This window comes from Subtercola vilae, from assembly GCF_004923255.1.
Classification (GTDB): domain Bacteria; phylum Actinomycetota; class Actinomycetes; order Actinomycetales; family Microbacteriaceae; genus Subtercola; species Subtercola vilae.
Genome location: NZ_QYRT01000023.1, coordinates 17,320 through 40,093 on the forward strand (window position 1 = coordinate 17,320; position 22,774 = coordinate 40,093).

Here is a 22,774-nt window from a genome sequence, read left to right on the forward strand (position 1 = left end):
GTCACCCTTCCTTACTGCTCGAGCCAGATGTCGTTCGCGCGGAGGAAGGCCTCCGACGTGAACGCGAATCCGTGCACTGTGTTCGAGACCCCGGCGATCTGAACCCGCTCGAAGATCGGGAACGCAGAACCCGTCGAGATGAGCTTCGACTGGAGGGCGGCGTACGCCGTACCCCTGGCCGTGTCATCCGGTGTCTCGAGACCCGTGGCGAAAAGCTCGCTGATACTCGCCCCCGTTGCAGCGTCTTGGCTGTTCACGGCCGACGCCTGCTTCGAACTCGACTGGTCGAGCGACGAACCGAGCACACTCGGGTCGGCGCGGGTCAGGTAGGTTCCCGTCAGGTCGTAGTCGCCCGCGGCGAGCTTCTGCGTGTTCTGCGCCGCCGTCACCACATCGAGCGAGAGGTTGATGCCCACCTGCTTCAGCTGGTCTTGCAGCAACTGCTCGCCCGCGCCGCTGACCGTGAGCGGGTAGTGCAGGGTCAGCTCCTGGCCGGCCTTGTAGCGGTAGCCGTCGGCGCCCACGGCCCAGCCGGCGGTGTCGAGCAGCTTCTTCGCGCCGTCGGGGTCGTAGGCCAGCAGCTTCGACTCGTCGGTGGCGAACGGCGTCGTCGAGTCGACCACGCTCGTCACGACCGGGTAGTCGGCCCAGAAGATCGTCGACGCGTAGGTTGTTCGATCGATCGACTTCTGCAGCGCATTCCGCACGTCCGCGTCGGCGAGCGGCCCACCCTTCGTCACATTCGGCACAAGGATGCTCGAGATACCGGGCAGCGCACGAGACTCGATCACGTCGCCGGCGGCCGTGATCACCTGCTGGTCGGCGTCGCTGATGGGCTGGCGTGGCCACGCCACGTCGATCGTTCCCGCGGTGAGCTCACCGTTTCGAACGCTGTCTTCTTTGATGTACGTGACGTCGATCGCGTCGAGGTAGGCGGCGCCCTGGTTCGTCACCAGGCCCGACGGCCAGGCGTAGTCGGCCCGCTTCGTCAGGTGCGCCGACTTCGCGGCGGTGTAGTTGTCGAGCGTGAACGCGCCCGACCCGACGACGGCCCCGGCGCAGCGCGCCTCGGGGGTCTGCTGGTAGGTCGCCGGCGCCTCGATGGCGAGAGTGGTCGTCGAAGTCGCCTGCAGGAACGCCGCGTTCGGCTTCGTGAAGTCGACCTGCACGTGGGTGGGGTCGACGACCGTCGTCGAGCCGTAGCCAGCGAGGTAGGTCAGCCCCAGAATCGACTTCGGGCCGAGCGCGAAAGTGCCGTCGAGGGCTGTCTTCACCGCGGTGGCGTCGAACTTCTCGCCGTCGCTGAACGTCACGCCGTCGCGCAGGGTGAAGGTGTACTGGGTCGAATCGGCGTTGATGCTCCACGCCGTCGCCAGCCACGGCACAATCTTTCCGCTGTCGGGGTCTTGGTCGGTCAGCGAGTCGGCGATCTGGCGGTCAATCGAGCGCGACTCGATCCAGTACACCTGGTTCGGATCGATGCAGCCCTGCTGGTCATCCCAGAACGCCACCTTCAGGGTGCCGCCCGAAACGGGGGTCGCGGAGTCGGTACTCGCGCCCGGGGTTCCGGATGCCGCACCGGCGCAGCCCGTCACGACCAGCGCCAGGGCGGCGGCGGCCCCTGCAAGAGCGGCGGCTCGGTGCCGAAAGTGTCTGTGGTTCGTCATTGCGGTGTTCCTCTGGTGAAGTCGGGTGAATGTAGGCGTGTGGGTGTGCAGTCGTGTGCGGGGTGGAGCCGATCAGCGATCAGCGGCGTACGTCGCCAGCACCCGTCGCCCCGCGATGAGCAGCGCCGCATCGTCTTGCGGCGGGTGCACGCGCGACGACAGCACGTCACGCAGGTGGCGTTCGAGCGGGTTGTGCCGGGTGAGCCCCGGGTTGCCGATGGCGGCGACCGCGGCCTCGACCGCGGCGATCGCCGAACGGGTCGCGATGAGCTTCGCCACAAGGGCCCGTTCACTGGCCTGCTGATCGCCCTCATCGATGCGCCGGGCGAGCCCGAACAGCACCTCCTCGGCCTGAACCAGCTGCGTCTCGATCTCGCCCGCGACACTCTGGATGCGCTCGGTGGTGGCAATCGGCCGGCCGAGAGAGGTGGGGATGCGCTCGGACGCGAACTTCGTGAAGAACTCCTGCGCGGCACGGGCCACACCGACGTAGAGCGCGCTCACCGCGAGACCGCTCGCGCCTCCCGCCCCCGCCCCCGCCTCAGGCGACAGTTTCGACTTCGGCGTGCCCCGAAAATTCTCGAACGGAATGTGCACATCGGTGTAGATCACGTCATGCGTGCTGGTCGCCCGCTGGCCGAGGTGATCCCAGGTTCGAACGATCTCGACACCCCGCGCGGTACCGGGCACGATGGCGTGCGCGAGCAGCGGGTCGTCGTCTTCGGTCGCGACCCAGACCAGGTGGTACGCCAGACCCTCGGAGCCCGTCGCGAACCCCTTGTGTCCATTGATCACCCAGCCCGATTCGGTGCGGCGAATCTTGGTGGCCGGAATGCCGCCGCGCGCCGGCGCACCCCACTCGGGTTCGGCCCGGATGGCGTTCAGCAGCACAGCGTTGGTCGCCGAATCAGCGACCACTTTCTCGTAGAGCTCCTCGGGCCACCACGGCGCCGCCGCTTGGTGCACGTGCTGAAAGATGGTCATCGCGGCGATCAGCGCCACCGACGGATCGCCCTTGCCGAGCGCCTCGAACAGGCGAACCAGGTCGGTGCTCGACGGCGGGTCTCCGCCATACCGCGCGGCCACGCCGACGGTCAGCAGCCCCGCTTCGTGCAGAACCCGAATGCCGTCCCAGGGGAACTCGGCCGAACGGTCGTACTTTTCGGCGGTCAGCGCGAGCCGCGCCGTCACCGCGGCGAGTGCCGCATCAGAGAGGTCGGCGACAGGCAGGCGGAAGGCGGGCGGGTGAAAGGTGGGCGGGCAGTCGCCAGGCCCTACCTCGCCGGGCCTGGCCTCGCCGGGCCTGGCCTCGCCGGGCCTGGCCTCGCCGGGCCTGGCCTCGCCGGGCCTGACCTCGCCAGCCCGGCCGACAGCATCCACTCGCTGCACGATGGTGTCGGTCATGCCGAGACCCGGCCGATGCTGTTCTCGGCGTAGGCGCCGAGGTGCTCGGCCTGCAGCAAGCCCTTCTGACCGGTGCGTTCACGGTGCGCGAGCTCTTCACGCACCAGCGGAATGACGTACCGGCCGTAGTCGACGGCGTCGTTGAAGTTGTCGTAGCCCCTGATCGAGATGAGGTCGGCGCCGAGGTCGACGTAGTCGAGAATCGCGGCCGCCACCGTCTCGGGTGTTCCGACCAGGGCAGTGGATGCCCCCGCCGCCCCCGTGGCGGTTGCCGTCGGGGTCCACAGGGCACGGTCGTGCAGGTCGCCGCCAGCCGCGATGTCGAGCAGGCGCTGCGAGCCCACGTTCGCCGGGGCCTGGCCGTTGTTCTTGCGCTGGCGCCAGAGCGTCGCGGCCCCTGAGCGCTCCTGCAGGGTCGACAGAACGTGGTGCGCCTTCTCCCACGCCAGCTCCTCGGTGGGGGCGATGATGGGCCGAAACGTCACCCACGTGCGAGGCGTGTCACTGCGGCCGGCGAGACGGGACTGGGCAGCGACGCGGTCGATCTGCTCCTGCGTCTCTTTCAGCGGCTCGCCCCAGAGACCGAAGATGTCGCCGAGCGCGCCGCCCACCCGGTACGCGTCGTCTGACGAGCCGCCCACCGAGATGGGAATCGTGCCATTCGTCGGCCGCACCACCGAGACGAAGTCTTCGAACGAGTAGTAGGTGCCCGTGTGGCTGAACGGTTCGGTGTTCGCCCACACCTTTCGGAGAATCTGGATGTACTCCTCCTGCCGCGCGTACCGTTCGACCTTGTTCAGGCGGTCGCCCTCCCTGGCCTGCTCGGCGTCGCTGCCGCCCGCAATGAAGTGCACCACCGCTCGGCCGCCCGACAGCTGATCGAGTGTGGCGAGGGCCTTCGCGGCCACCGTCGGGTAGATCGTGTTCGGCCGCAGCGCCACGATGGGCTTCAACTTCTCGGTGTGCTGCGTGACGGCCGCGGCGATGATGAACGGGTCGTGCCCCGGCGAGCCGTAGGGCACCAGTGTGTAGTCGAAACCGCCGTCTTCGAGAACGCGGGCGTAGCGCTTCAGATACGACGGGTCGAGCGTCGGGTCGGCGAGCCCGTTCAGTTCGTTCGAACGGTTGACGTTGATGGCACTGATGAATTCGACGGTCATGGTGAGACTCCTTGACGAGGTGAATGAGCGAATCAGGAGGGGTGGGAGGTGTGGGAGGTGCGCGAATCAGAGCAGGCGGGCGCCACGGAATGAACAGCCGGCGGGAAGACCGCGCTCAGACGAGAGAGGTTACGGGCAGCGTGCGCTGCGCTGGAGAAAGAGAACTCAGCGGGTGCGACAGAGACATCGGGCGTTGACCGCCCGTGCATCGGCTACCGCAGGCATTCGACCGAACCCAGCCGCCGTCGACAACGCGGCAGTGCGGTTGTCGATACGAGCGGTCATGGTCGATGTCTCTCTGTGAGGGGCCAGTGGGCTGTGCGGTGATGTCGAATCTAGCGGGCTGCCGGGGCCCATGGGGCCGCGTGACAGGTTGTGTCGGTGTGTGTCTGGTTGTGTTGGCGCAACTGTTGACCGGGCCGAAATCTGCGTGAAACCCGGGCGTCGTACGGTGGAACCACCAGCGAGTGAACCAATCAGTTCACTTTCGAATCGCTTGCCGTTCACCGAAGGAGCCCCTCGTGCCACAACCCCTCATGCTCGGCATGTTCCAGAGCCTCGGACTCGGCGGCCAGTGGCGTCTGCCCGGCAATACCTCGGTCGACTTTCTGAACCTCGACCACTGGGTCACCATGGCCAAACGCCTCGACGAGGCGGGTATCGACTTTCTCTTCTTCGCCGACGACTATGCCTACCCCATACTGAACGGCGCGGTGATCGACACCGCCATTGAGAAAGCCATCCAGTTTCCGCGCGCAGACCCGCTGGTCATCCTCTCGGCCCTCGCCCTCGCCACCACGAACCTGGGGCTCGTCGCCACGTCGTCGACCACCATCGAGCGCCCGCAGTCACTCGCCCGCCGATTCGCCACACTCGACCACCTCACCCAGGGCCGCTTCGGTTGGAATGTCGTGACCGGCGCCGGCCAGAACTCGTCGGCCAAGCTCTTCGGCGACACGATGCTGCCGCACGCCGAGCGCTACGCGATCGCCGAAGACCACCTGAACCTGTCGCTGAAGCTGTGGGAGGGCTCGTGGCAAGACGACGCCCTGCAGGTCGACCGCGTGAACGGCGTGTACGCCGACGCGTCAAAAGTGCACGAGATCGAGCACAACGGCCCCTACTTCTCGGCCCACGGCATGCTCACCGTGCCGCCCTCTCCGCAGCGAACACCACTGCTTTTTCAGGCCGGCACCTCGTCGACGGGGCGCGAGCTCGCCGCCACGTATGCCGAGGCCGTGTTTCTTGCCAGCGAGCCCGAGCTCGTGAAAGCCCAGATTGCAGATGTCCGGGCTCGCGCAGCCGCCCACGGCCGCGGCCCTGACGCCATCAAGTTCTTGGTCGCCGGTTCGTTCATCGTGGCCGAGACCGAAGCCGAGGCGCACGCGCTCCGCGACACCATGGTCGGTTTCGGCACCCTCGAAACCGCCGCGGCCGCCTACGCCTTCTTCACCGGGCTCGACCTGCTCTCAATGGATCTCGACAAGCCGCTCGCCACCGTCAAGACCGAGCAGGGTCGCACGAACGTCGAACGGTTCTCTGGCGAGAACGGCGCACCCGCGCCGACTGTTCGCGAGATTCTCGAAGAGTTCCGCAGCAACGGCGTCATGGGCCGGCCGTTCATCGGTACGCCCGAGCAGGCCGTCGACCAGGCGCAGCTGCTGATCGAGCAGACGGGCGCCGACGGTTTTCTCGTTCAGCCCGACCCCACGGGAACGCACGACGACTTCATCGACATGGTGGTTCCCGTGCTGCGCGAACGAGGGCTGATGAACACCGACCACGCGGGCAGCACGCTCAGGGAGAGGCTGTTCGGGGTCGGGCACCGTCGACTGCCGGCTGAGCATCCGGGGGCCGCGTTTCGCGTGCCGAGCGGGCCCTCAGTCGACAGTTAGCGATCGGCCGACCGACCGCAGGTCGGCCGGCCGTCGCACATAGTCAGGCCGTGGGCGTCTGCCATTGCTGGGTCGAGAGACCATTGCAGTCGTAGATCTGCAGTTGGGTGCCATCGGCCGTGATCGCCTGGGGGTCGTCGAGGCACCGGCCCGATTGCGGGTTGTAGAGGGAGTGGTCGGCGCGAACCTGCCACTGTTGGCCGCCCACACCGTTGCAACCGTAGAGCTCGACTTTGGCGGAATTGCCCGTGGCGTTGCCGACAATGTCGAGGCACTTGTCGAATGCCCTGATGGTACCGTCTGTCTCAAGAGACCACTGTTGACCGCTGGCGGCTCCACAGGTGTAGAGCTGCACAGCGTTTCCCGCTGCCGACGTGTTGGTTTTCACATCGATGCACTTCGCGATGGTACCGGGGCCGGTGATCTGCCCCGTCGCGATGGGGAGATTCGCCGAAGCGAAGTCCGTCTCGCACTTGCCCGTTGCAACGTGCACGCCGGCCATCATGAGAAAGCTCGAGCCCGAGACCGCGGCGAGCAGCGGCGAGCTGTATCCGGCACACGCCGTCTCGCCGGCGTCGTAACCCCCGGTCGGGTCGGTGGTTACCGCAGTGGTGATCTCCTGCCAGGCACCGACGCCCAGATTCTTATTGACGAACAAGACGTGACCTGACTCAGGTTGCACCGCCAGAGCGCCGTCGGTGCCCGCGACGACACGTTGGCCCGAGACAATCAGAGTGCCATTCGTTCCGCCTGCCGGCGACCACGACAGATACGGGGTGTGCAGCAGAAAACGATTGTCGCTGGTCTGAATTTTTGTGCCGAGACTGGCTGCATTCCACGACTCCGCGTTCGACGAGGTCTTGATGTACACGTCGCAGGCCTGGTCGGGGTCGAATCCGTCTTTGCAGTCTTCATACGACATGGCGTAGCTGCCGTTGGGCAGATTCACGATGGTGGCCATGCCGGGGCGTTGCACGTTGTCTTGAACGGCCACGTCATACACTTCGGTGCCCCAGGTGGCGCCTCCGTCGGTTGAGGAGACGTGAGCGAGTACCTGGTTGTAGTTGTTCGACGAGGGGCGTTCGTCTGAAAAGTAGCAGACGAGGTGGCCATTGGCAGCGACGTCGAATTCGGGCTCCCAGATGCCGTGCTTGATCGTGTTCGGCTGCCCGGTCTCGCTCGCGCACGAACTGCGATAGCTCCAGGTGGCGCCCTGGTTGGTCGAGACGAACACCTCGATGGCCTGTTGCGTGTAGTCGCCATGGTTCCACGCAGTGCCAGAAGCCAGAAGAGTTCCGGCAGGCAGAGTGCCTTCGGCCTGCGGCAGTTCGTACAGAGTGGGGCCGTCGAGGTCCCACCCGTGCACCGTGTCGGTCACCGTGCTGATCGGCGTCGATGTCCAGGTGATCCCATTGTCCGTCGAGCGGTAGACGGGGAAGTTCGCTTTGGGCACACCGGTGCCCGAGTGCGAAAACGTTGACAGCAGAGTGCCATTGGCCGACCCATTGTGCTGAAGGCGAATCATGCGTGGATAGCTCGCATCTTCTGTTGAACCACTCGCTGTGCTCGGGTGATAGAGCGTGCCGCTCGAGGTTGTAGCTGCGTCAGCGGCATATGCCGACAGCCCACCGGCGGCCAGCGCCAGAAGCACGGCGGTAGCCGCCACCATCCGCCGATTGACTCGCAGGGTACGTGTGCCCATCATGTGTCTCCTTCATCGCGTCGTTGCGAAACTCGAGCAGCATTTTTTGCATCGTTGCAAAGCTTGCTCATTTTGATGATAGGGCCTCGACCACCAGAAGGGAAGAGATTATTGCAACGATGCAAACCACGTGATACTGTCCCGCTGTCCGCTATTTCTACAAGAGGAACTTCATGACGACCATTTCTCCCGCCATTGGCCTCGCCGACGGGCCGACCGACACTGTGCCCAGAGGCGAATACCCCCGCCCCCAGTTCGATCGAGCGCACAGTTGGCGCTCACTCAACGGTGAGTGGGAGTTTGCGAGGGGAACCGGGCACGTGTTCGACACCACGATTGTGGTTCCTTTCGCCTGGGAGACACCGGCATCGGGAATCGAAGCCCATTGGCTTGAACGTGCCGTGTATCGCCGACGATTCGCGGTGCCATCCGAATGGCAGGACGAACGGGTGGTGCTCCACTTTGGCGCGGTGCACCACGAGGCGAGCGTCAGTGTTGACGGAGTGCTCGTCGGCACGCATGTCGGGGGCTCGACGCACTTCGAGATCGACATCACGAACGCCTTGTCGGGCGATATCGACCATGAGGTGAGGGTTGAGGTCTACGCGCCTGTCGACAAGAGAAATATTGTGCACGGCAAACAACGCAGCATGCCCCGCGACGACTACGACAGTTGCGCCTTCACTCCCTCGAGCGGCATCTGGCAGCCCGTCTGGTTGGAGTGCAGGCCCGAAACGTTCTTGGACGCACTCGTGCTCACCCCCACCGCAGATCTGACAGGCCTGCAGGTAACAGGGCGCGTTCGCGGCGAGCACAGTGCCACCGCCGTGGTTGAGATCTCGATCGACTCGGTCGACACCGATACGGCCTCGACGCCTGTCTCGATCAGCGCCGCTGCGCTGGCGGAGGGCTACGTGATCACCGTTACACAGCCGCGGCTGTGGAGCCCCAGCGACCCCTACCTGTACCGCGTTCGTGTCGACGTGGCCTCCGACTCGGGAGTCGACCGTGTTGTGAGCAACGCGGGTCTGCGCCGCATCGAGACGCGAGGAAACGGTATCTACCTCAATGGGCGGCGAATTTCCCTGCGCGGCGTTCTCGATCAGGGGTACTGGCCCGAGACCGGCATGACAGCACCGACAGATGCGGCCTTCGTTCGTGACCTCGAGATCGCTCGAGACGCAGGCTTCACGATGGTTCGCAAGCACTTGAAGCTCGAAGACCCTCGGTTCTACCACCACGCGGATCTGGCGGGCATGCTCGTCTGGGCCGAACCCGCGTCGACGGGTCGGTTCTCGGCGGCGGCGGCACGTTCTTTCGCGGCCCAGATCCGGCCGATGGCCGAGTCACTTGGCAGCCATCCCAGCATCGTCGTGTGGGGCCTCTACAACGAGGAATGGGGTTTGGATTGGGATCTGCCCAACGACCCCGAAAAACAGGCGGTGGTGCGAGCGGCATTCGATGAGTTGTCAGGGCTGGATTCATCGCGCCCGATCGTCGACAACTCAGGGTGGACACACCTCGAGACAGGCCTCGTCGACTGGCACATGTACGACGAGCACCCCAGCGGCTGGGCGAGAAAAGTGCGCGAGCTCGTCGAGAGCGACGACCCGACATTTCCGGTGGCCGTGGCGGTCGACGTGACGGTCGACAAGGCTCTGATGATCGGGCGATCGGTGCCGCGAGACGTTCCCTTTCTGAACAGTGAGTTCGGCGGCGGCTGGACATCGCTTGACCGCGGCTGGAATCTGCACTGGCAGACTCAGGAGCTTCGCCGCCACGACAGCATCGCAGGCTGGGTCTGGACCGAATTGAACGACATCGAGCACGAGTCGGCGGGCATCGTCGACGCGTCGAGAACTCTGAAAGATGACGGCGGCAGGCCTGCGCGTTACGCGAATGCCGAAACCACCCCCGTCTTCGACATCGTGCCCGTGGCGCCGGGCCGCGACATCGTCGCCCACGACGGGCGTGTGACGTTCGGCGTCGCGGTTTCACATCACGGTGCCGACGACCTCGACGTCGACGTCTTCATTGCGTGGGGGCCTGTCTTCGGACTCGAAGCCGAGTCGACCGAGCTGCGGTCGGGTCGCGTGGTAGCTCAGCCGTTCATCCTCAGTGACGCCGTCACCATCGAGACCGCCCTCCCCGACCCGGGCGACGCCAGACGCCTGCACGTCATTCTGCGATCAGAGGGCGCGGAGGTGGGCCGAGGCCTCATTGATGTCGTGCGCTAGGTCGCCCGGCCCACAGTGCTCTCGCGAATGACCAACGAGTGGCCTGCCTGCAGCTCTACGGCCGCAGCAGGCCCTCCGTCTTTCCCTGCTTCCCCGAGGTGCCGCATGATGCTCTCGACAGCGAGGCGTGCAATGCGTGCCCGGTCAGGCGCAATGGTCGTGAGCGACGGTGTCTGGTAACGACCAGCCTCTATATCGTCGAAGCCGACCACCGCTATGTCTTCTGGCACTCGAAGTCCGGCATCGAGAATGGTGCGAATGGCACCCATCGCAACGAGGTCGTTGAAGCAGAAGACTCCATCCGGTGGCCCTCCGGGCTGCTCGAGCAACTGTTTCATAGCCTCGGCGCCGTCTGAGAAGTGAAATTTCTGCCGAGGGATGACCCGTGCCGGATCGGGCTCAAGACCACGGTTTCGATGGGCCAACACGAACCCGGCGGTTCGGAGTTGAGCCGTCTCACCCGTCTCATAGGGTTGATCACCGATTGCGGCCAACCGCGTACGGCCAATCGAGAACAGATGCTCTGTCGCGAGGCGAGCAGCTTCGACGTTGTCGATCGACACGTGATCGTGCGTACTGTCGGCCACGCGCTCACCGAGGAGAACCAGCGGCCTGGCCGGGTCGAACGCGGGCAGGTCGTCGCGCGTCAGAGCGAGGGGGCTCAGAATCACTCCGTCGAACAGAGCGGCTCCACCGTCTCGATGAAGAAGTTCTCTCTCTCGGTCTGGTTCGCCGTCGGTCTGATCGATGACAACGGTGTACCCGTACTCGCGCGCGACCGTCACGACGCTCCGCGCCAGTTCGGCGAAGTACGGTACATCGAGTTCCGGAACAACCAAAGCGATGAGCCCGCTTCGCCCGCTCTTGAGGCCTCTGGCCAGCACATTCGGCCGGTACGAGAGCGCCTTCACCGCCTCTTCTACGCGGGCGCGTTTCTCGTTCGACACGGCCGCATAGCCGTTCACGACGTTCGACACGGTGCGAATCGAGACGCCGGCTCGTGCCGCAACATCCCGAAGTCGGGCGGGTGCCACTGAACCGGTCATGCTGTCACCTCGCAATGGTTGGGCTCGGCCGCCCTACAGCGACGCCGAAAGGTCATCCCCGTAGTATCCCGCACCCGAGGTCGTGTGCGCTCGGAATGCGCCCTGTCACAGCCCTGTCGTGCTTCCTTGCAGCAGGCCCCCACGAAAGTATCGCTCGAGCAGAAGAAAGAGCGCTATCAAGGGAACGACTGTCACGAGGCCACCGGTGATGAGCACGGGCACCAATTCAGCCTTCGAACCGCTCTGCGACGCCTGCGAAAGCGCAGAAAGGCCGACCGTCAGGGGGTAGAGGCTGCTCTTGCTGAAGATGACCAACGGTAGAAAGTAGTTGTTCCACACCGCGACGACGGTGATGAGGAGAACAGTCATCAATCCGGGCATCGAAAGTGGGAGCGCAATGCGCACGAAAATGCCGAGTTCCCCTGCTCCGTCGAGACGGGCAGCCTCAATGAGGTCTTTCGGAACAGAAGCGTCGATGTAGGTGCGCATCAGATAGATGCCAACGGGCGATACGACGCTCGGGAGGATCATTCCCCACACCGAGTTCACGAGACCCACCTTCGAATACACCAGGAACAGAGGCAGCGCGATCGAGGTAATGGGAACGAGAAGAGTCGCCATCACGCCGAAGAACAAGGCATTCGATCCGCGGAACCGATAGCGCGAGAAGCCGTAGCCCGCGAGAGCAGAGAGAATGGTGGCACCCACCGCTCCTGCGACGGCGTAGAGCAGCGTATTGGCGAGCCACTGCACAAAAACACCGGCGCCGCTGATGTTCTGCCCGAGCGACGCGATGTTGTCGAAGAGTCGGAACGGCCCCGAGAACCAGAAGCCGAAGCTGGTGTAGATGTCGGCCTGCGATTTGGTTGCACTGATGAGCAGCCACAGCAGGGGTGCGAGCACAAAAACGGCGAACAGAGCCGCCAGGATGGTCAGTACCGGGGTTGCCGCGCGCGGCAGGCCGTACAGGCGGGGATCGATCTGGTCGGCCGCTTGCGAAGCTCTGCGCCGTTGCTTCGTGGGGGTCTGCGGTGACGGGCCAGACTGCCGGATGCTTGTCATCGGAATTCTCCGTTTCTCCGGCGCACAAGGAAGCCGCCGACTGAGATGGCACCGATGATCAATGCAAGAATCACCGCTGCGGCCGCGCCGAGCTCATACTGACCGCTTCCCACCGCTGTGTTGTAGACGAACAGCGAGGGAGTGAAACCGAAAGACACGGCCTGCGGCTGAAAGGCGGCGAGAATCGAGGGCTCGGTGAAGAGCTGCAGAGCTCCCACCGAGTTCAGAAACGCCAGCATGACGATGGTCGGCATCACCATCGGCAGCTTGATCTTCGTGACGATGGTCCACAGTGACGCCCCCTCCATGATCGCCGCTTCGGAAACCTCTCGAGGGATGGATTTCAGCGAAGTGAACAGGATTGTCATGTTGTACCCGGTCCACTCCCAGATCACGATCAGCATGATGGTCGGTACGATCATGCCGCTTGAAAAGAAATTCACCCCTTTCAAACCCAGACCGCTGAGAATCTCGGCATACGGGCCGAACTGCGGCAGAAGCAGAAACGACCACATCACCGACGCCACAACCCCGGGAACCGCGAAGGGCATGAAGAACACCGTGCGGAAGAACTTGCTGCCCCGGATGACCCCCGCGTCGAACAGGGCGGCGAAGGCAAACGCGAGCGCCAACGTCAACGGAACCTGGATCGCGCCGAAAACAAGAACGCGCAGAACTCCCGACCAGAACTCTGCCGACTGGAACACCGTCAGATAGTTGTCGAGCCCGCTGAAGCTGCGACCGCCGATGAGTCTGGTGGAGTACAGACTCGACCAGATCGCGTAAACGGTGGGAACGAGCATGAACAGGCCCAGCATGAGCATGCCGGGTGAGATGAAGGCGATTCCCGACCGGTCGTGCGACCGCCGCTTTCGCGGCATGTGCCGGGCTGGGGGCGCGGCCGGGGCGGGCGCATCGTGTGAAGCGCCACGCCCCGGGTTCTGCAGTGTCTGTGTCACTGGTGCGTCACGATCCGGTGACGGTGAAACCCTGGGACTTCGCGTACGTCGTCATCTGGTCTTGGAAGGTGGCGAAGGCCTGCTGCAGCGTCTGGTCTCCGTTGACGACTCCAGCGAACGTTGAGGTCCACTGCGTGAGCGCAGCCGTCATGATCGGCGGCCACTGCGGATTCTCTACACTCTTTGCGGCAGTGGCGAACGTCGAGTTCGGTGTCGTCGATCCCGTGATCGGGAGCGTCTTGTTCTGGAACGTGGTGTCGTTGAGCAGGGGAAGGTAGCTGGGGAACGCGCCACCGACGTCGCCGCTCAGAATTTTCCACGAGGCATCAGAACCACCGAACCACTTGACGAACTCGGCCGCTTCTGCAGCATGTGGTGTGCCCTTCACCACGGCCAGACTCGAGCCTCCCCAGTTGCCGGAGGCCGTCTGACCGGCCGTCGACTGCGGCAAGGGGGCCGTGTTCCAATCGCCGATGGTGTTCTTGATGCTCAGTTGCATGCCCACTGGTCCCCAGGCAGGGCTGAGGCGGGCCGCGTTCGCGCCACTGTCGAGGTTCGACCACTGAGCGGGAGAAAAATCAGCCGCCGTGGTGACTTCTTTGGCTGAAATCAGCTTCTGCCAGTACGCGGCGAATGCCGTCTGCTTCGCTCCCGTGAAGTTGATCCCGAGATCAGAGCCACCGCTGTAGGTGAAGGGAAAAGCGCCGCTCTGCTGCATGAGAGCGAGCGTCGCCTGCGCATTGGTTGGATCGAAGTTGGTGATGGCGACAGTCGGGTCTTTGGCGTGCAGAGTGTCGGCCGCGGCGGCGAAATCATCCCACGTCGCCGGCACCTGAACACCGGCCGCCTGAAATTGCTTCTGATTGTAGAAAAGCGCAAGTGGCCCAAGGTCGACGGGCATGGCGTACACCGCGGGGCCGCGAGAAACCTGCGACCACGCGACCGGCGCCGCAGTGGCTTTGACCGAGGCAAGATCGAAGGCCGAGAGGTCGACGAGCGAATTCGTGATCTCGAATGACGGCAACTCGAAGTACTCGATCGTCGCAATGTCAGGCGTACCACTGCCGGCTTTGAGAGCGTCGGTGAGTTTCGTGTACTCCTGGGCCGATGCGCCTGCGTTTTCAAGTGCGACACAGATATTGGGGTGCGTCTTGTTGAACTCATCGACGGCGAGGTCGTACCCGGCCGGCCAACCCCAGAATGTCAACTGTGTGGCACCTGAACTACACGAAGCCGTGGTCGTCGACGACGGGCTCGCTGCGACAGTGGCCGACGCATCCGAACCGCCGGAGCAGCCAGAAAGAGCGATGACGCTCACGACGGCGGTCACGAGAGGAACAATCTTCAGTGCACGGGCACGCGGTCGTGGGGGTGTTCTTCTCATTTTCCTCAGGGTCATCGGCTTGTCCTCATCTTCGTTGATAGTCGAGCGCGCCCAGTGCGGGCTGTGTCGATGTAAAGATACGCGACTTTTTGCATCGTTGCAATCCTGAAGTCCAACGTCGACTCTGACATCTCGCAGCGTCTGAATTACAGGCAGCCCCCAGGTGTTGAAGACGAAGGATGTCTCGTCGACCGACAAACCGGCACCATCGCCACGATGCTAGGCAATACTGCGGCGAAGCGCCTCAATGATGTCGGTTCCGCGCCGGTCCACCGCCTCCATGCGGTTCGTGAGGAATGCGAACCCGATTCTCGATTCCACGTCGCCGAACGCGACCTGACCTCCTGCGCCATCGTGGCCGAGACTGGTGTCGCCGAGGTAGCGGCGGGCTTCGGAGTCGAGCTGGAAGCCCATAGCCCACCGCGGCCACGGCCCTGGTACGTCGAAGAAGGGTGCTCCCTGCGACTGCACCCGAGTCGCCCGCGCGATCGTCGTGTCGTTCAGAAGGCGAACCCCGTCGGTCTCGACAACCACGGCCGACCAGATTTTGGCGAGGGCATGCGCCGTGCTCACTCCGCCGGCCCCCGGAATCTGCGCCTCCTGCACATCAGCACGGTTGAAACCCAGATCGGGGCCGACGAGCGAGAGTGGCAGCGCGCCACCGAGGGTCATGGCGCGTGCAGACCACACAGCACCGCCTGCGTCGAGCTCGGCCTGTTGTTGAGCGACGAGCGCGGCCAGGCTGTCGCCGACGATCATTCTCGCCACCCTGTCGTGACGACCGACCGGCAACCCGATCCACGCTTCGACACCGAGTGGCTGGGTGACACAGTGTTCGAAGTAGGCACCCGGCAGCATGCCGGTCACCCGATGCACGAGCTCCCCGGTCAGCCAGCCGTGCGTGATGGCGTGATAGGCCCAGGCTGTTCCCGGCTCGAACAACGGCTGCTGCTCGGCGAGCAACGCCGTGGCCCGCTGCCAGTCGAGAATGTCATCGAAGGCCCAGTCCCGGCGTGGCGCCGACAGGCCCGCGCGGTGCGAAATGGCCGCGCTGACGCGAGTGTCACCCTTGCCCTCAGCCGCATATTCCGGCCAGTAGTCGGTGACGAGGGCGTCGTAGTCGAGCCGCCCCTCCTGCACGAGGTGGGCGAGCAGAATGGATGCCAGACCCTTCGTGCTCGAGAAGATGACGCTTGGGGTGTCGAGACTGAACGCACGGCCCGTCGCCCTGTCTGCGACGCCTCCCGCCAGGTCGATCACGAGCCGCCCGTCACGCCAGATCGAGAGCGCGGCTCCTGTGCCGGTGTCATCGGCTATGGCGCGGTCGAACGCCTCAGCCACCGATTCGTAGCCTGCCTCGACAAAACCGTGAGGAGATGCGGATGAATCTGTCATCGGGTTCTCTCCTGTGCTGTGGCGAGGAGGCGGCCACTCTCGGTGAAGTACAGAGGTCGAGGGTCAGAGAGCCGGCCGACGAAAGCCCCGTCAAGCCCTTCGTTCTCGAACCCGAGTAGTGCGGCGCCGTTGGCTGTTTGCACGATCCTACCGGCGTAGAGCTCCTCACCCACCACCAGTTGCGCCCTGTCGAGGTCGACGAGCTCGCCGGTGAACAGCGAGCCACTCACGATCGGTACTGCCCAGATACCGCCCTTCGACCCAGCGCGCTGCCCGACGAGATGAGCGGAATCGCAGGAGAACACCAGCACCTCGCGCCCCTCGACCACGGCGAGCTGGAGCACTTCGAGGTGGGCGAATCCCGCGCCGGCGCTGCTGAGGGGCTCGCGGGCCCTCCACGTGGCGAGGTCACCCGAAACGGCGTGACCGATTACTCCGCGATCCAACGAATCGGCCCCGGCGGGCAGCGCGCGGGCCCTCGCGGTGATGAGCATGTGCCATCCATTGCCGGCCGGGTCGACCTCGATCCACGGGTCGCGCCAGGCCTCCTCCCGCCACGTACCGTCGGCAAGGGTCTCATACCACGGCAGAGAAGCGCTGAGAGCGGTTTCGGGCTGTTTCAACCAGGTGTGAAGGTCGGTGGATGTCGCGAGCAGAACGGTCTCGATGTTGGTCGTCTCTGTCGGGGAGAGAAATCGTGAGCCGGTGTAGTACATGCGCCAGACTCCGTCGGGCCCCCGAAAAACGCTGCCGGTCCAGGTGGCAGACTCATCGGCGTCGCCTTCTGCGCCGTGACCCAGAACGACACCGCGGTCGGTCCAGTTGATGAAGTCGGTCGAGGTCGCATGGCCGATAGAAGCATTGCGGTGGCGGAGTTCGGGGTCACCGAGCGAGTGCGGGGCGTGCAGATAGAACAGGTGCACGGTGCCATCGTCGAGTACCGTCCAGAAGTCCCAGACCCAGTGGTGGGGCAGAGAGAAGGTCATCGGTCAGCCTTTCACTGCGCCCTGGAGCAACGCCTTGATGAACTGGCGTTGAAAGACGAGGTACACAGCTACCGTGGGCAGCATCACGATGAGCGACGCGGCGAACAGCAGTGGCAGGGTGTCGATGTACTGGCCCTGGAACGCACCGAGGGCGCCCGCCATCGTGCGTTTGCTGGGGTCGGAGACCATCACCAGTGGGAGGAGGAACTGGTTCCACGTCCACAGGAAGAGCAGAATCGCGAGCGCAGAGAGCGCCGGAGAAGCCAAGGGCAGCTGAATGCGACGGAACTCCTGCCAGATGTTGGCCCCGTCGACACGGGCCGCCTCTGAGAGTTCTCGTGGTACGCCGATGAAATGCGCGCGCATCCAGAACACACTGAACGGCATGTAGAGCCCGATCAGGGGCAGGATGATCGCCCACTGGGTGTTGATCAGGCCGTACGAGGTGAACTGATAGTAGAGCGGAATGATGATGGCCTCGAACGGAATGGTCAAGCCGATCACCATACCGATCAGCACGGCCCGGCCACCCGGAATGCGCAGGTTGCCGAGCGCGTAGCCCGCGAGCGTCGCGAAAAGCAGGGCGACGGGAACGACGACAATCACGATGAAGATGCTCGAGAGCATGAGCGTGGCAATGTTGCCGAGCTGGAACGCGGTGACGAAGTTCTCCCAGTGCGGGTCAGTCGGCCAGGCGAAACCGTTCGGTATGCGGTCGGGCGACTGAAGCGCCGCCGTCAGCATGCTGGCGAAGGGCAACAGGGTGAGCAGTACGACTGCGATCAGGAGGATTCTGCCGACGACGAGTTCGGTGCGGTTGACGATCATGAGTCTCGCTCCCTCGACAGGCGCTGAATGGGGAGTACGACGATGAGCACGAAGATCAGAAGCACAACGCCGAACGCGGATGCAAGGCCGACCTGGCTCTGCACGAAGGCGAGCCGAAAGATCGCGATGCCGGGGACGAGCGTCGTCGTACCCGGGCCACCCTTGGTGGTGGTGTAGATGATGTCGAACGTGCCGAGGGCGGCGATCACCGTGATGGTGGTCAGTACGGCGACCTCCTGCCGCAGGCCTGGCAGCGTGATGGTGAAGAATTCACGGAACCAGCCCGCGCCGTCGAGACGCACCGCCTCGTAGAGCGAACCGTCGATCTTACCCATGCCGGTCAACAGCAGCACTGTGCAGAGACCGGTCAGCACCCACGACCCGATGAGGCCGACTGCTGGCAGGGCCGTATCGAAATCGGCGAGCCAGGAACGGGAGAGAAAGCCGAGACCAACCGCGTTCAGGATCGTGTTGATCGTGCCCGCCTGGGCATACATCCATGACCATGCGATACCGGCCGCGACGAGCGGAACGATCTGTGGAAGAAACAGGATCGTGCGCGAGACCGCCGCGAACGGCCCCTGTCGCATCGTGCGGAGGAGGTTCGCCAGCACGAGCCCGACGACGATCGGAATGATCGTGAAGAAGATGATCAGAATGAGGGCGTTGAAGATCGGGGTGAGAAGGGTGGGGTCGGTGAAGATCGCACTGTAATTGTCGAAGCCGGCCCAGGTCGAGGCCCCGATCCCGTTCCAGTTGTAGAACGAATACTGCACGGCGGTGAGAAGCGGGTAGACCACAAAGGCGAGGTATGCCAGCAGGGCGGGAAGCACCATCAGCCAGCCCACCATCGCGATGCGCCTGGCGGAGCGGCTACGGCGGCGCGGCGCGATCGCCGGGGCCGCCGGCCCGGCTGGGGCGAAGGCAATGGCCCTCGTCTCAGCCGGGCCAGTGTGGGGTGTGGTGGTCACTTTGCGGCGAGGTCTTTCTCATAGAACGCCTGCGTCGCGGTCAGAAAGTCGGCCGGCGTCATCTTGTCGGTCAGCAGCAGCTGCTCGTTGGGCTGCAGCGAGCCCTGGTAGATGCCCGCTGTCGAGTTGGCCATGAAGTCGACGAAGCCGTCATCTGCAGCGACCTTCGCCGAGTTGGCCAGGGCAGCCTCAATCAGGCTTCCTGACGCCACGGTGGGCAGAGCCGCTGTCGGGTCGCCACCGGGCGAGGACCCTGTGACGTCGACCACAATCTGGCGGGCCTTGTCGTTGGTCGCGATCCAGTTCAGGAAGAAGGCGGTTGCGTCGGCGTTCTTCGACTTGGCCGGAATGGTGAAGGTGTTTCCTGCACCCATCGCAACGTGCTTGCCGCCGGCGGTGGCCGGGGGCATCAGCACGAATTCCGCATTGCCGGTACCGAGGCCCTTGTCGACGTTGGCGGCATCCCAGTTGCCGTCCCACATGAACAGGCCCTGGCCCGAGGTGAAGTTCGAGACCATCGTCGTGTAGTTGATGGCGTTGACGTCGGGCGGGAGGTAACCTGCCTTGGCCCAGTCCTGAAACTTCGTTGCACCCTGTAGCGCGGCATCCGTGTTGATCGTCGCGCCCGGCTTGTTGAACATCCAGTCGATGAGTTTCTGCTTGTCGCCGTACTGGTTGATGAGAGCCTGCAGCACGAAGGTGCCGACGCCGTCTTGCATGCCGGTCTGAATAGGCAGTACGCCCGCGGCCTTCGCCTTGGCGAGGTCTGCTTCGAGCTCGTCGACCGTGGCGGGCATCCCCGTGATTCCAACCTGCCCGGCGATGGTCTTGTTCATGTAGAGGCCGGTGACGCTGAAGCCGATACCGAATTGATAGAGCGAACCCTCACCGCGCACGCCGTCGGCAGTGATGCGGCCGCCCGCAAGCTGGCCAGCAGAGAACTTGTTCCACCCGTACGCGTTGAAGTAGGGGTCGAGGTTGGTGAGCAGTCCGTCTTTCACCGTGGTGCCGATGGTCGACTGACGAATGAGGTCAGGAGCATCTGCGCCCGCGAGCAGGCGAGGGGTGTTGGCTAGCAGGTTCTGGAAGCTGTCGCGGGTGATGTCGAATTTCACGTTCGGGTACTGCTTCGTGAACTCGTCGGTCAGATTGGATGTGACGGGAAAGCCGGTCTCATCCATGATCTTGATCGTGATGTCGCTCGTCGGGGCGGCCGTGCTCACAGTGCCCGTTGGTTGAGCAGCAACGGTGTTGTTACCGGGTGCACAACCCGTCACGGCGAGAAGCGCTGCTGCGACCCCTGCCGTGACCGCGAGTGCGCGACTGGCGCGCTTGTTGATCTTCATGCTGTGACTCCTTTGTCGTGGTGCGCTGGGAATGCGTTCAGGTCGATAGGTAAAAGCATTTACCTCGATTAGGAATATAGTCACTTAAAGCGATCACCCTGTCAAGGACTTCGTGCGTGGGGTCTTCCCACCAGCGGTTACGCTAGAGCCGAAAGGGGCGCCGTGGCTTCGAAAAGGGCAACACTGGCCGATGTCGCGCGCCTGGCGGGCCTCTCTCCCACCACCGCGTCACTCATCCTCAACGGCAAACCCAACACCCGATTCTCGGCCGACGCCCATCGCCGGGTGCACGACGCAGTGGCTCAACTCGGCTACCGGCCCAACATGGGAGCCCGCGCACTGCGTACCGACCGATCTCTCACCATCGGTTTCATCTCCGACGTCGTTGCCACCACCCGCTTCGCGAGCGGACTCATTCGTGGCGCCCTCGAGCAGGCGCAGACTGCCGGCCACCTCTTGCTCGTCGTCGAGACCGGCGATGACGTCGACCGCGAGGTCGAAGCTGTGGGCGCCGTACTCGATCGCCAGGTCGATGGCATCATCTTCGCGACAATGCGGGCGCGAGAACTTTTCGTACCCCCCATTCCCGACTCGACCCGTGTGGTCATCCTCAACGCAACGAGCGCACAATTCGGACTCTCCGTTCTGCCCGACGAAGAGCAGGGCGGGCGCCGAGCCGTCGACCTTCTGGTCGCAGCCGGCCACACCGACGACATCGCACTGATCGGCCAGAGCGATGACGTCGAGGGCGACCTGTTCCGCTCTGCAACGGTCGCGCGCCGGGTGCAGGGTCTGCGTTCAGAACTGGCCGACTTCGGCCTGCGGTTCGTTGCCGAGGAGTCGTGCTGGGAGTGGGAACCCGAGGACGGGTACAGACTCGCTGCCTCGCTGCTCGACCGGCGAGACGATATCCGAGCCCTCCTCTGCATGAACGACCGCCTCGCTTTCGGCGCCTACCAGGCCTGCCAGGAACGCGGTCTGACCGTCGGCCGCGACATTTCGATCGCATCGTTCGACAACGACGAACTGGCCGCCTACCTCCGGCCTGGACTCACGACGGTCGGACTGCCGCACGAGGCGATGGGGCGCGCGGCAGTCGAACTGCTCCTCTCCGATGCGACGCCGGGTGAACGCCTCATCAAGATGCCCGTCGTGAAACGCGCTTCCATCGTCGAGGGCGAGCGCCGTTCACCTCTCATGCAGCTCGCTTCAGAACGTCTGGCTGCGTACGATTCCGACTGAGCGAACCACGCCATCGAGTCGCACCATGCGCCGCAGCCGGTCGCACAACGGATGCTCGACGCAAGTGAGGCGAGAGACTCAGCTCAGTCGAGCCCAAGCCACGCAAGGGTCTGCCCGAAAGACGAGCTCGCCGTAGACGGGGTCGCCGAGACCGTCGTACACCCATCGCGTGCCCAGAACCGAGTGCTGCATGGTGCCAATGAACCACCGCTCGGCGTCACCGAGGGGCGCCGAGCGGTACGTGACCGGAATCTGCATCACAGGCCCACCGCCAGCCCGAACGATAACCGTCTCGATGCCCATGGCCCGCTCACCCAAACGGCCCGTCGCCGGGGCGCACTACTTGTCAATCGGAGCATTGTTCCGTATAGTTGCGGAACGGCGATCCGTTTCACGATCACTTCCCCTCACAGAAGAAGGTCTCCATGCAATACCGCACTCTCGGGCGCACCGGCGTCTCGGTCAGCTCCCTCGTACTCGGCGCGATGAACTTCGGCACCCTCGGGCGCACCACCCAAGACGACGTCAGCGCCATCGTCGACGCCGCGCTCGAGGGCGGCATCAACTTCATCGACACCGCAGACATGTACAGCGGCGGTGAGTCTGAAGAACTCGTGGGCAAGGCCATCGCCGGTCGCCGCGATGACATTGTGCTGGCCACCAAGGTATGGGGCCCGATGGGCGAGGATCGAAACCACCGGGGCAGCTCGCGCCGCTGGATCATCACTGAGCTCGAGAACAGCCTGAGGCGGCTCGGCGTCGACCACGTCGACCTCTACCAGGTGCACCGCTGGGACGCCACGACCAGCGACGAAGAGACCCTCTCGGCCCTCACCGATCTGCAGAGATCGGGCAAGATCCGCTACTTCGGCTCCTCCACCTTTCCTGCCTACCGCATCGTCGAGGCGCAGTGGGCGTCGCGCGAGAACCACCTCGGGCGCTATGTCACCGAGCAGCCCAGCTACTCCATTCTGCAGCGCCGCATCGAGAGCCACGTGCTCCCTGTGGCCGAAGAGTACGGCCTCGGCGTGCTGGCCTGGAGCCCTCTGGCATCGGGCTGGCTGTCGGGCGCCATCCGCGAGGGCAAAGAGGTCACCACGAGCCGTTCGACGCTGATGCCCCAGCGATTCGACACCGCGATTGCCGCGAACCGCGCCAAACTCGACGCCGTTGAGAAACTGGTGGTCGTCGCAGACGAGGCGGGTCTCACCCTGATCGAGCTCGCCCTCGGTTTCGTCACCGCGCATCCGGCCGTCACCAGCGCCATCATCGGCCCGCGCACCCTCGAGCACCTCACCTCGCAACTGGCCGGGGCTGACACGGTGCTCTCGGGCGATGTTCTCGACGCCATCGACCAGATCGTCGCCCCCGGCCTCGACCTGGCGCCCGACGAGAAAGTCGACACCCCACCGGCCCTGCTCGACGCGTCGCTTCGTCGCCGCTGAGCCGGCGCCGCTGAGCCGGGGGTGTCGGAGAAAGCGCGACCAACA

At 64.4% G+C, this 22,774-nt stretch carries 18 protein-coding genes; 4 read left to right on the forward strand and 14 right to left on the reverse strand.

From position 1 onward, the window contains the following. Positions 1–11: 11 nt before the first annotated feature. The 3 genes from D4765_RS12065 to D4765_RS12075 form a co-directional block, all read right to left on the reverse strand. Positions 12–1,667, reverse strand: a complete 1,656-nt coding sequence (locus tag D4765_RS12065) for an ABC transporter substrate-binding protein (protein WP_136642552.1) — start codon at positions 1,665–1,667, stop codon at positions 12–14. A gap of 72 nt (positions 1,668–1,739) precedes the next feature. Then, complete coding sequence (locus D4765_RS12070) at positions 1,740–3,071, reverse strand: acyl-CoA dehydrogenase family protein (protein ID WP_136642553.1); 1,332 nt, start codon at positions 3,069–3,071, stop codon at positions 1,740–1,742. Next, entirely contained in the window at positions 3,068–4,231 is a 1,164-nt protein-coding gene (locus tag D4765_RS12075) for an LLM class flavin-dependent oxidoreductase (RefSeq protein WP_136642554.1), read from the reverse strand. Before D4765_RS12075 ends, D4765_RS12070 begins: the two co-directional genes overlap by 4 nt. Before the next feature lie 521 nt (positions 4,232–4,752). Between D4765_RS12075 and D4765_RS12080 the strand changes: the two genes are divergently transcribed. Next, positions 4,753–6,126, forward strand: coding sequence for an NtaA/DmoA family FMN-dependent monooxygenase (locus D4765_RS12080; RefSeq protein ID WP_136642555.1), 1,374 nt, complete (start codon positions 4,753–4,755; stop codon positions 6,124–6,126). A 43-nt stretch (positions 6,127–6,169) separates the two neighbouring features. On the opposite strand, the gene D4765_RS12085 is transcribed toward D4765_RS12080, so the two are convergent. Then, entirely contained in the window at positions 6,170–7,831 is a 1,662-nt protein-coding gene (locus tag D4765_RS12085) for a sialidase family protein (RefSeq protein WP_201799303.1), read from the reverse strand. A 170-nt stretch (positions 7,832–8,001) separates the two neighbouring features. Here D4765_RS12085 and D4765_RS12090 point away from each other — a divergent pair, with 170 nt between their 5' ends. After that, the gene (locus tag D4765_RS12090) at positions 8,002–10,065 is read left to right on the forward strand and encodes a glycoside hydrolase family 2 protein (protein ID WP_136642556.1); all 2,064 of its coding nucleotides are present in this window, start codon (positions 8,002–8,004) and stop codon (positions 10,063–10,065) included. Here the strand turns inward: D4765_RS12090 and D4765_RS12095 are convergent. The 9 genes from D4765_RS12095 to D4765_RS12135 form a co-directional block, all read right to left on the reverse strand. Then, complete coding sequence (locus D4765_RS12095; RefSeq protein WP_201799304.1) at positions 10,062–11,111, reverse strand: LacI family DNA-binding transcriptional regulator; 1,050 nt, start codon at positions 11,109–11,111, stop codon at positions 10,062–10,064. The two genes, D4765_RS12090 and D4765_RS12095, sit on opposite strands and share 4 nt — an antisense overlap. Before the next feature lie 105 nt (positions 11,112–11,216). After that, entirely contained in the window at positions 11,217–12,173 is a 957-nt protein-coding gene (locus D4765_RS12100) for a carbohydrate ABC transporter permease (protein WP_136642557.1), read from the reverse strand. After that, a complete protein-coding gene (locus D4765_RS12105; RefSeq protein ID WP_201799305.1) occupies positions 12,170–13,132 on the reverse strand; it encodes a carbohydrate ABC transporter permease in 963 nt (320 codons plus the stop codon). Before D4765_RS12105 ends, D4765_RS12100 begins: the two co-directional genes overlap by 4 nt. Positions 13,133–13,139: 7 nt before the next feature. Next, entirely contained in the window at positions 13,140–14,462 is a 1,323-nt protein-coding gene (locus D4765_RS12110) for an ABC transporter substrate-binding protein (protein ID WP_201799306.1), read from the reverse strand. A gap of 273 nt (positions 14,463–14,735) precedes the next feature. Further along, on the reverse strand, positions 14,736–15,911 hold the full coding sequence (locus D4765_RS12115) for a serine hydrolase domain-containing protein (protein ID WP_136642559.1): 1,176 nt from the start codon (positions 15,909–15,911) through the stop codon (positions 14,736–14,738). Beyond that, positions 15,908–16,897 carry a glycoside hydrolase family protein gene (locus D4765_RS12120; protein ID WP_136642560.1) on the reverse strand — a complete coding sequence of 330 codons (990 nt, stop codon included), beginning with the start codon at positions 16,895–16,897 and terminating at the stop codon, positions 15,908–15,910. Before D4765_RS12120 ends, D4765_RS12115 begins: the two co-directional genes overlap by 4 nt. A 3-nt stretch (positions 16,898–16,900) precedes the next feature. Beyond that, the gene (locus D4765_RS12125; protein WP_136642561.1) at positions 16,901–17,725 is read right to left on the reverse strand and encodes a carbohydrate ABC transporter permease; all 825 of its coding nucleotides are present in this window, start codon (positions 17,723–17,725) and stop codon (positions 16,901–16,903) included. Further along, a complete protein-coding gene (locus D4765_RS12130; protein WP_136642562.1) occupies positions 17,722–18,696 on the reverse strand; it encodes a carbohydrate ABC transporter permease in 975 nt (324 codons plus the stop codon). Before D4765_RS12130 ends, D4765_RS12125 begins: the two co-directional genes overlap by 4 nt. Then, positions 18,693–20,042: an ABC transporter substrate-binding protein gene (locus tag D4765_RS12135; RefSeq protein WP_136642563.1), complete on the reverse strand. Its 1,350-nt coding sequence runs from the start codon at positions 20,040–20,042 to the stop codon at positions 18,693–18,695. Before D4765_RS12135 ends, D4765_RS12130 begins: the two co-directional genes overlap by 4 nt. 162 nt (positions 20,043–20,204) lie before the next feature. On the opposite strand from D4765_RS12135, the gene D4765_RS12140 reads away from it, so the two are divergent. After that, entirely contained in the window at positions 20,205–21,284 is a 1,080-nt protein-coding gene (locus D4765_RS12140; protein ID WP_136642564.1) for a LacI family DNA-binding transcriptional regulator, read from the forward strand. Positions 21,285–21,362: 78 nt separating this feature from the next. Here the strand turns inward: D4765_RS12140 and D4765_RS12145 are convergent, their stop codons facing one another. Next, a complete protein-coding gene (locus D4765_RS12145) occupies positions 21,363–21,587 on the reverse strand; it encodes a maltokinase N-terminal cap-like domain-containing protein (protein WP_136642565.1) in 225 nt (74 codons plus the stop codon). A 122-nt stretch (positions 21,588–21,709) separates the two neighbouring features. On the opposite strand from D4765_RS12145, the gene D4765_RS12150 reads away from it, so the two are divergent. Beyond that, positions 21,710–22,729, forward strand: coding sequence for an aldo/keto reductase (locus D4765_RS12150; RefSeq protein WP_136642566.1), 1,020 nt, complete (start codon positions 21,710–21,712; stop codon positions 22,727–22,729). Positions 22,730–22,774 lie beyond the last annotated feature (45 nt).

Bases quoted from the DNA above. Each gene is read 5' to 3' on its own strand.
- D4765_RS12150 (WP_136642566.1), top strand. From the start codon at position 21,710: ATGCAATACCGCACTCTCGGGCGCACCGGCGTCTCGGTCAGCTCCCTC.
- D4765_RS12100 (WP_136642557.1), bottom strand. From the start codon at position 12,173: ATGACAAGCATCCGGCAGTCTGGCCCGTCACCGCAGACCCCCACGAAG.
- D4765_RS12125 (WP_136642561.1), bottom strand. From the start codon at position 17,725: ATGATCGTCAACCGCACCGAACTCGTCGTCGGCAGAATCCTCCTGATC.
- D4765_RS12120 (WP_136642560.1), bottom strand. From the start codon at position 16,897: ATGACCTTCTCTCTGCCCCACCACTGGGTCTGGGACTTCTGGACGGTA.
- D4765_RS12090 (WP_136642556.1), top strand. From the start codon at position 8,002: ATGACGACCATTTCTCCCGCCATTGGCCTCGCCGACGGGCCGACCGAC.
- D4765_RS12135 (WP_136642563.1), bottom strand. From the start codon at position 20,042: ATGAAGATCAACAAGCGCGCCAGTCGCGCACTCGCGGTCACGGCAGGG.
- D4765_RS12095 (WP_201799304.1), bottom strand. From the start codon at position 11,111: ATGACCGGTTCAGTGGCACCCGCCCGACTTCGGGATGTTGCGGCACGA.
- D4765_RS12070 (WP_136642553.1), bottom strand. From the start codon at position 3,071: ATGACCGACACCATCGTGCAGCGAGTGGATGCTGTCGGCCGGGCTGGC.
- D4765_RS12065 (WP_136642552.1), bottom strand. From the start codon at position 1,667: ATGACGAACCACAGACACTTTCGGCACCGAGCCGCCGCTCTTGCAGGG.
- D4765_RS12145 (WP_136642565.1), bottom strand. From the start codon at position 21,587: ATGGGCATCGAGACGGTTATCGTTCGGGCTGGCGGTGGGCCTGTGATG.
- D4765_RS12115 (WP_136642559.1), bottom strand. From the start codon at position 15,911: ATGACAGATTCATCCGCATCTCCTCACGGTTTTGTCGAGGCAGGCTAC.
- D4765_RS12085 (WP_201799303.1), bottom strand. From the start codon at position 7,831: ATGATGGGCACACGTACCCTGCGAGTCAATCGGCGGATGGTGGCGGCT.
- D4765_RS12075 (WP_136642554.1), bottom strand. From the start codon at position 4,231: ATGACCGTCGAATTCATCAGTGCCATCAACGTCAACCGTTCGAACGAA.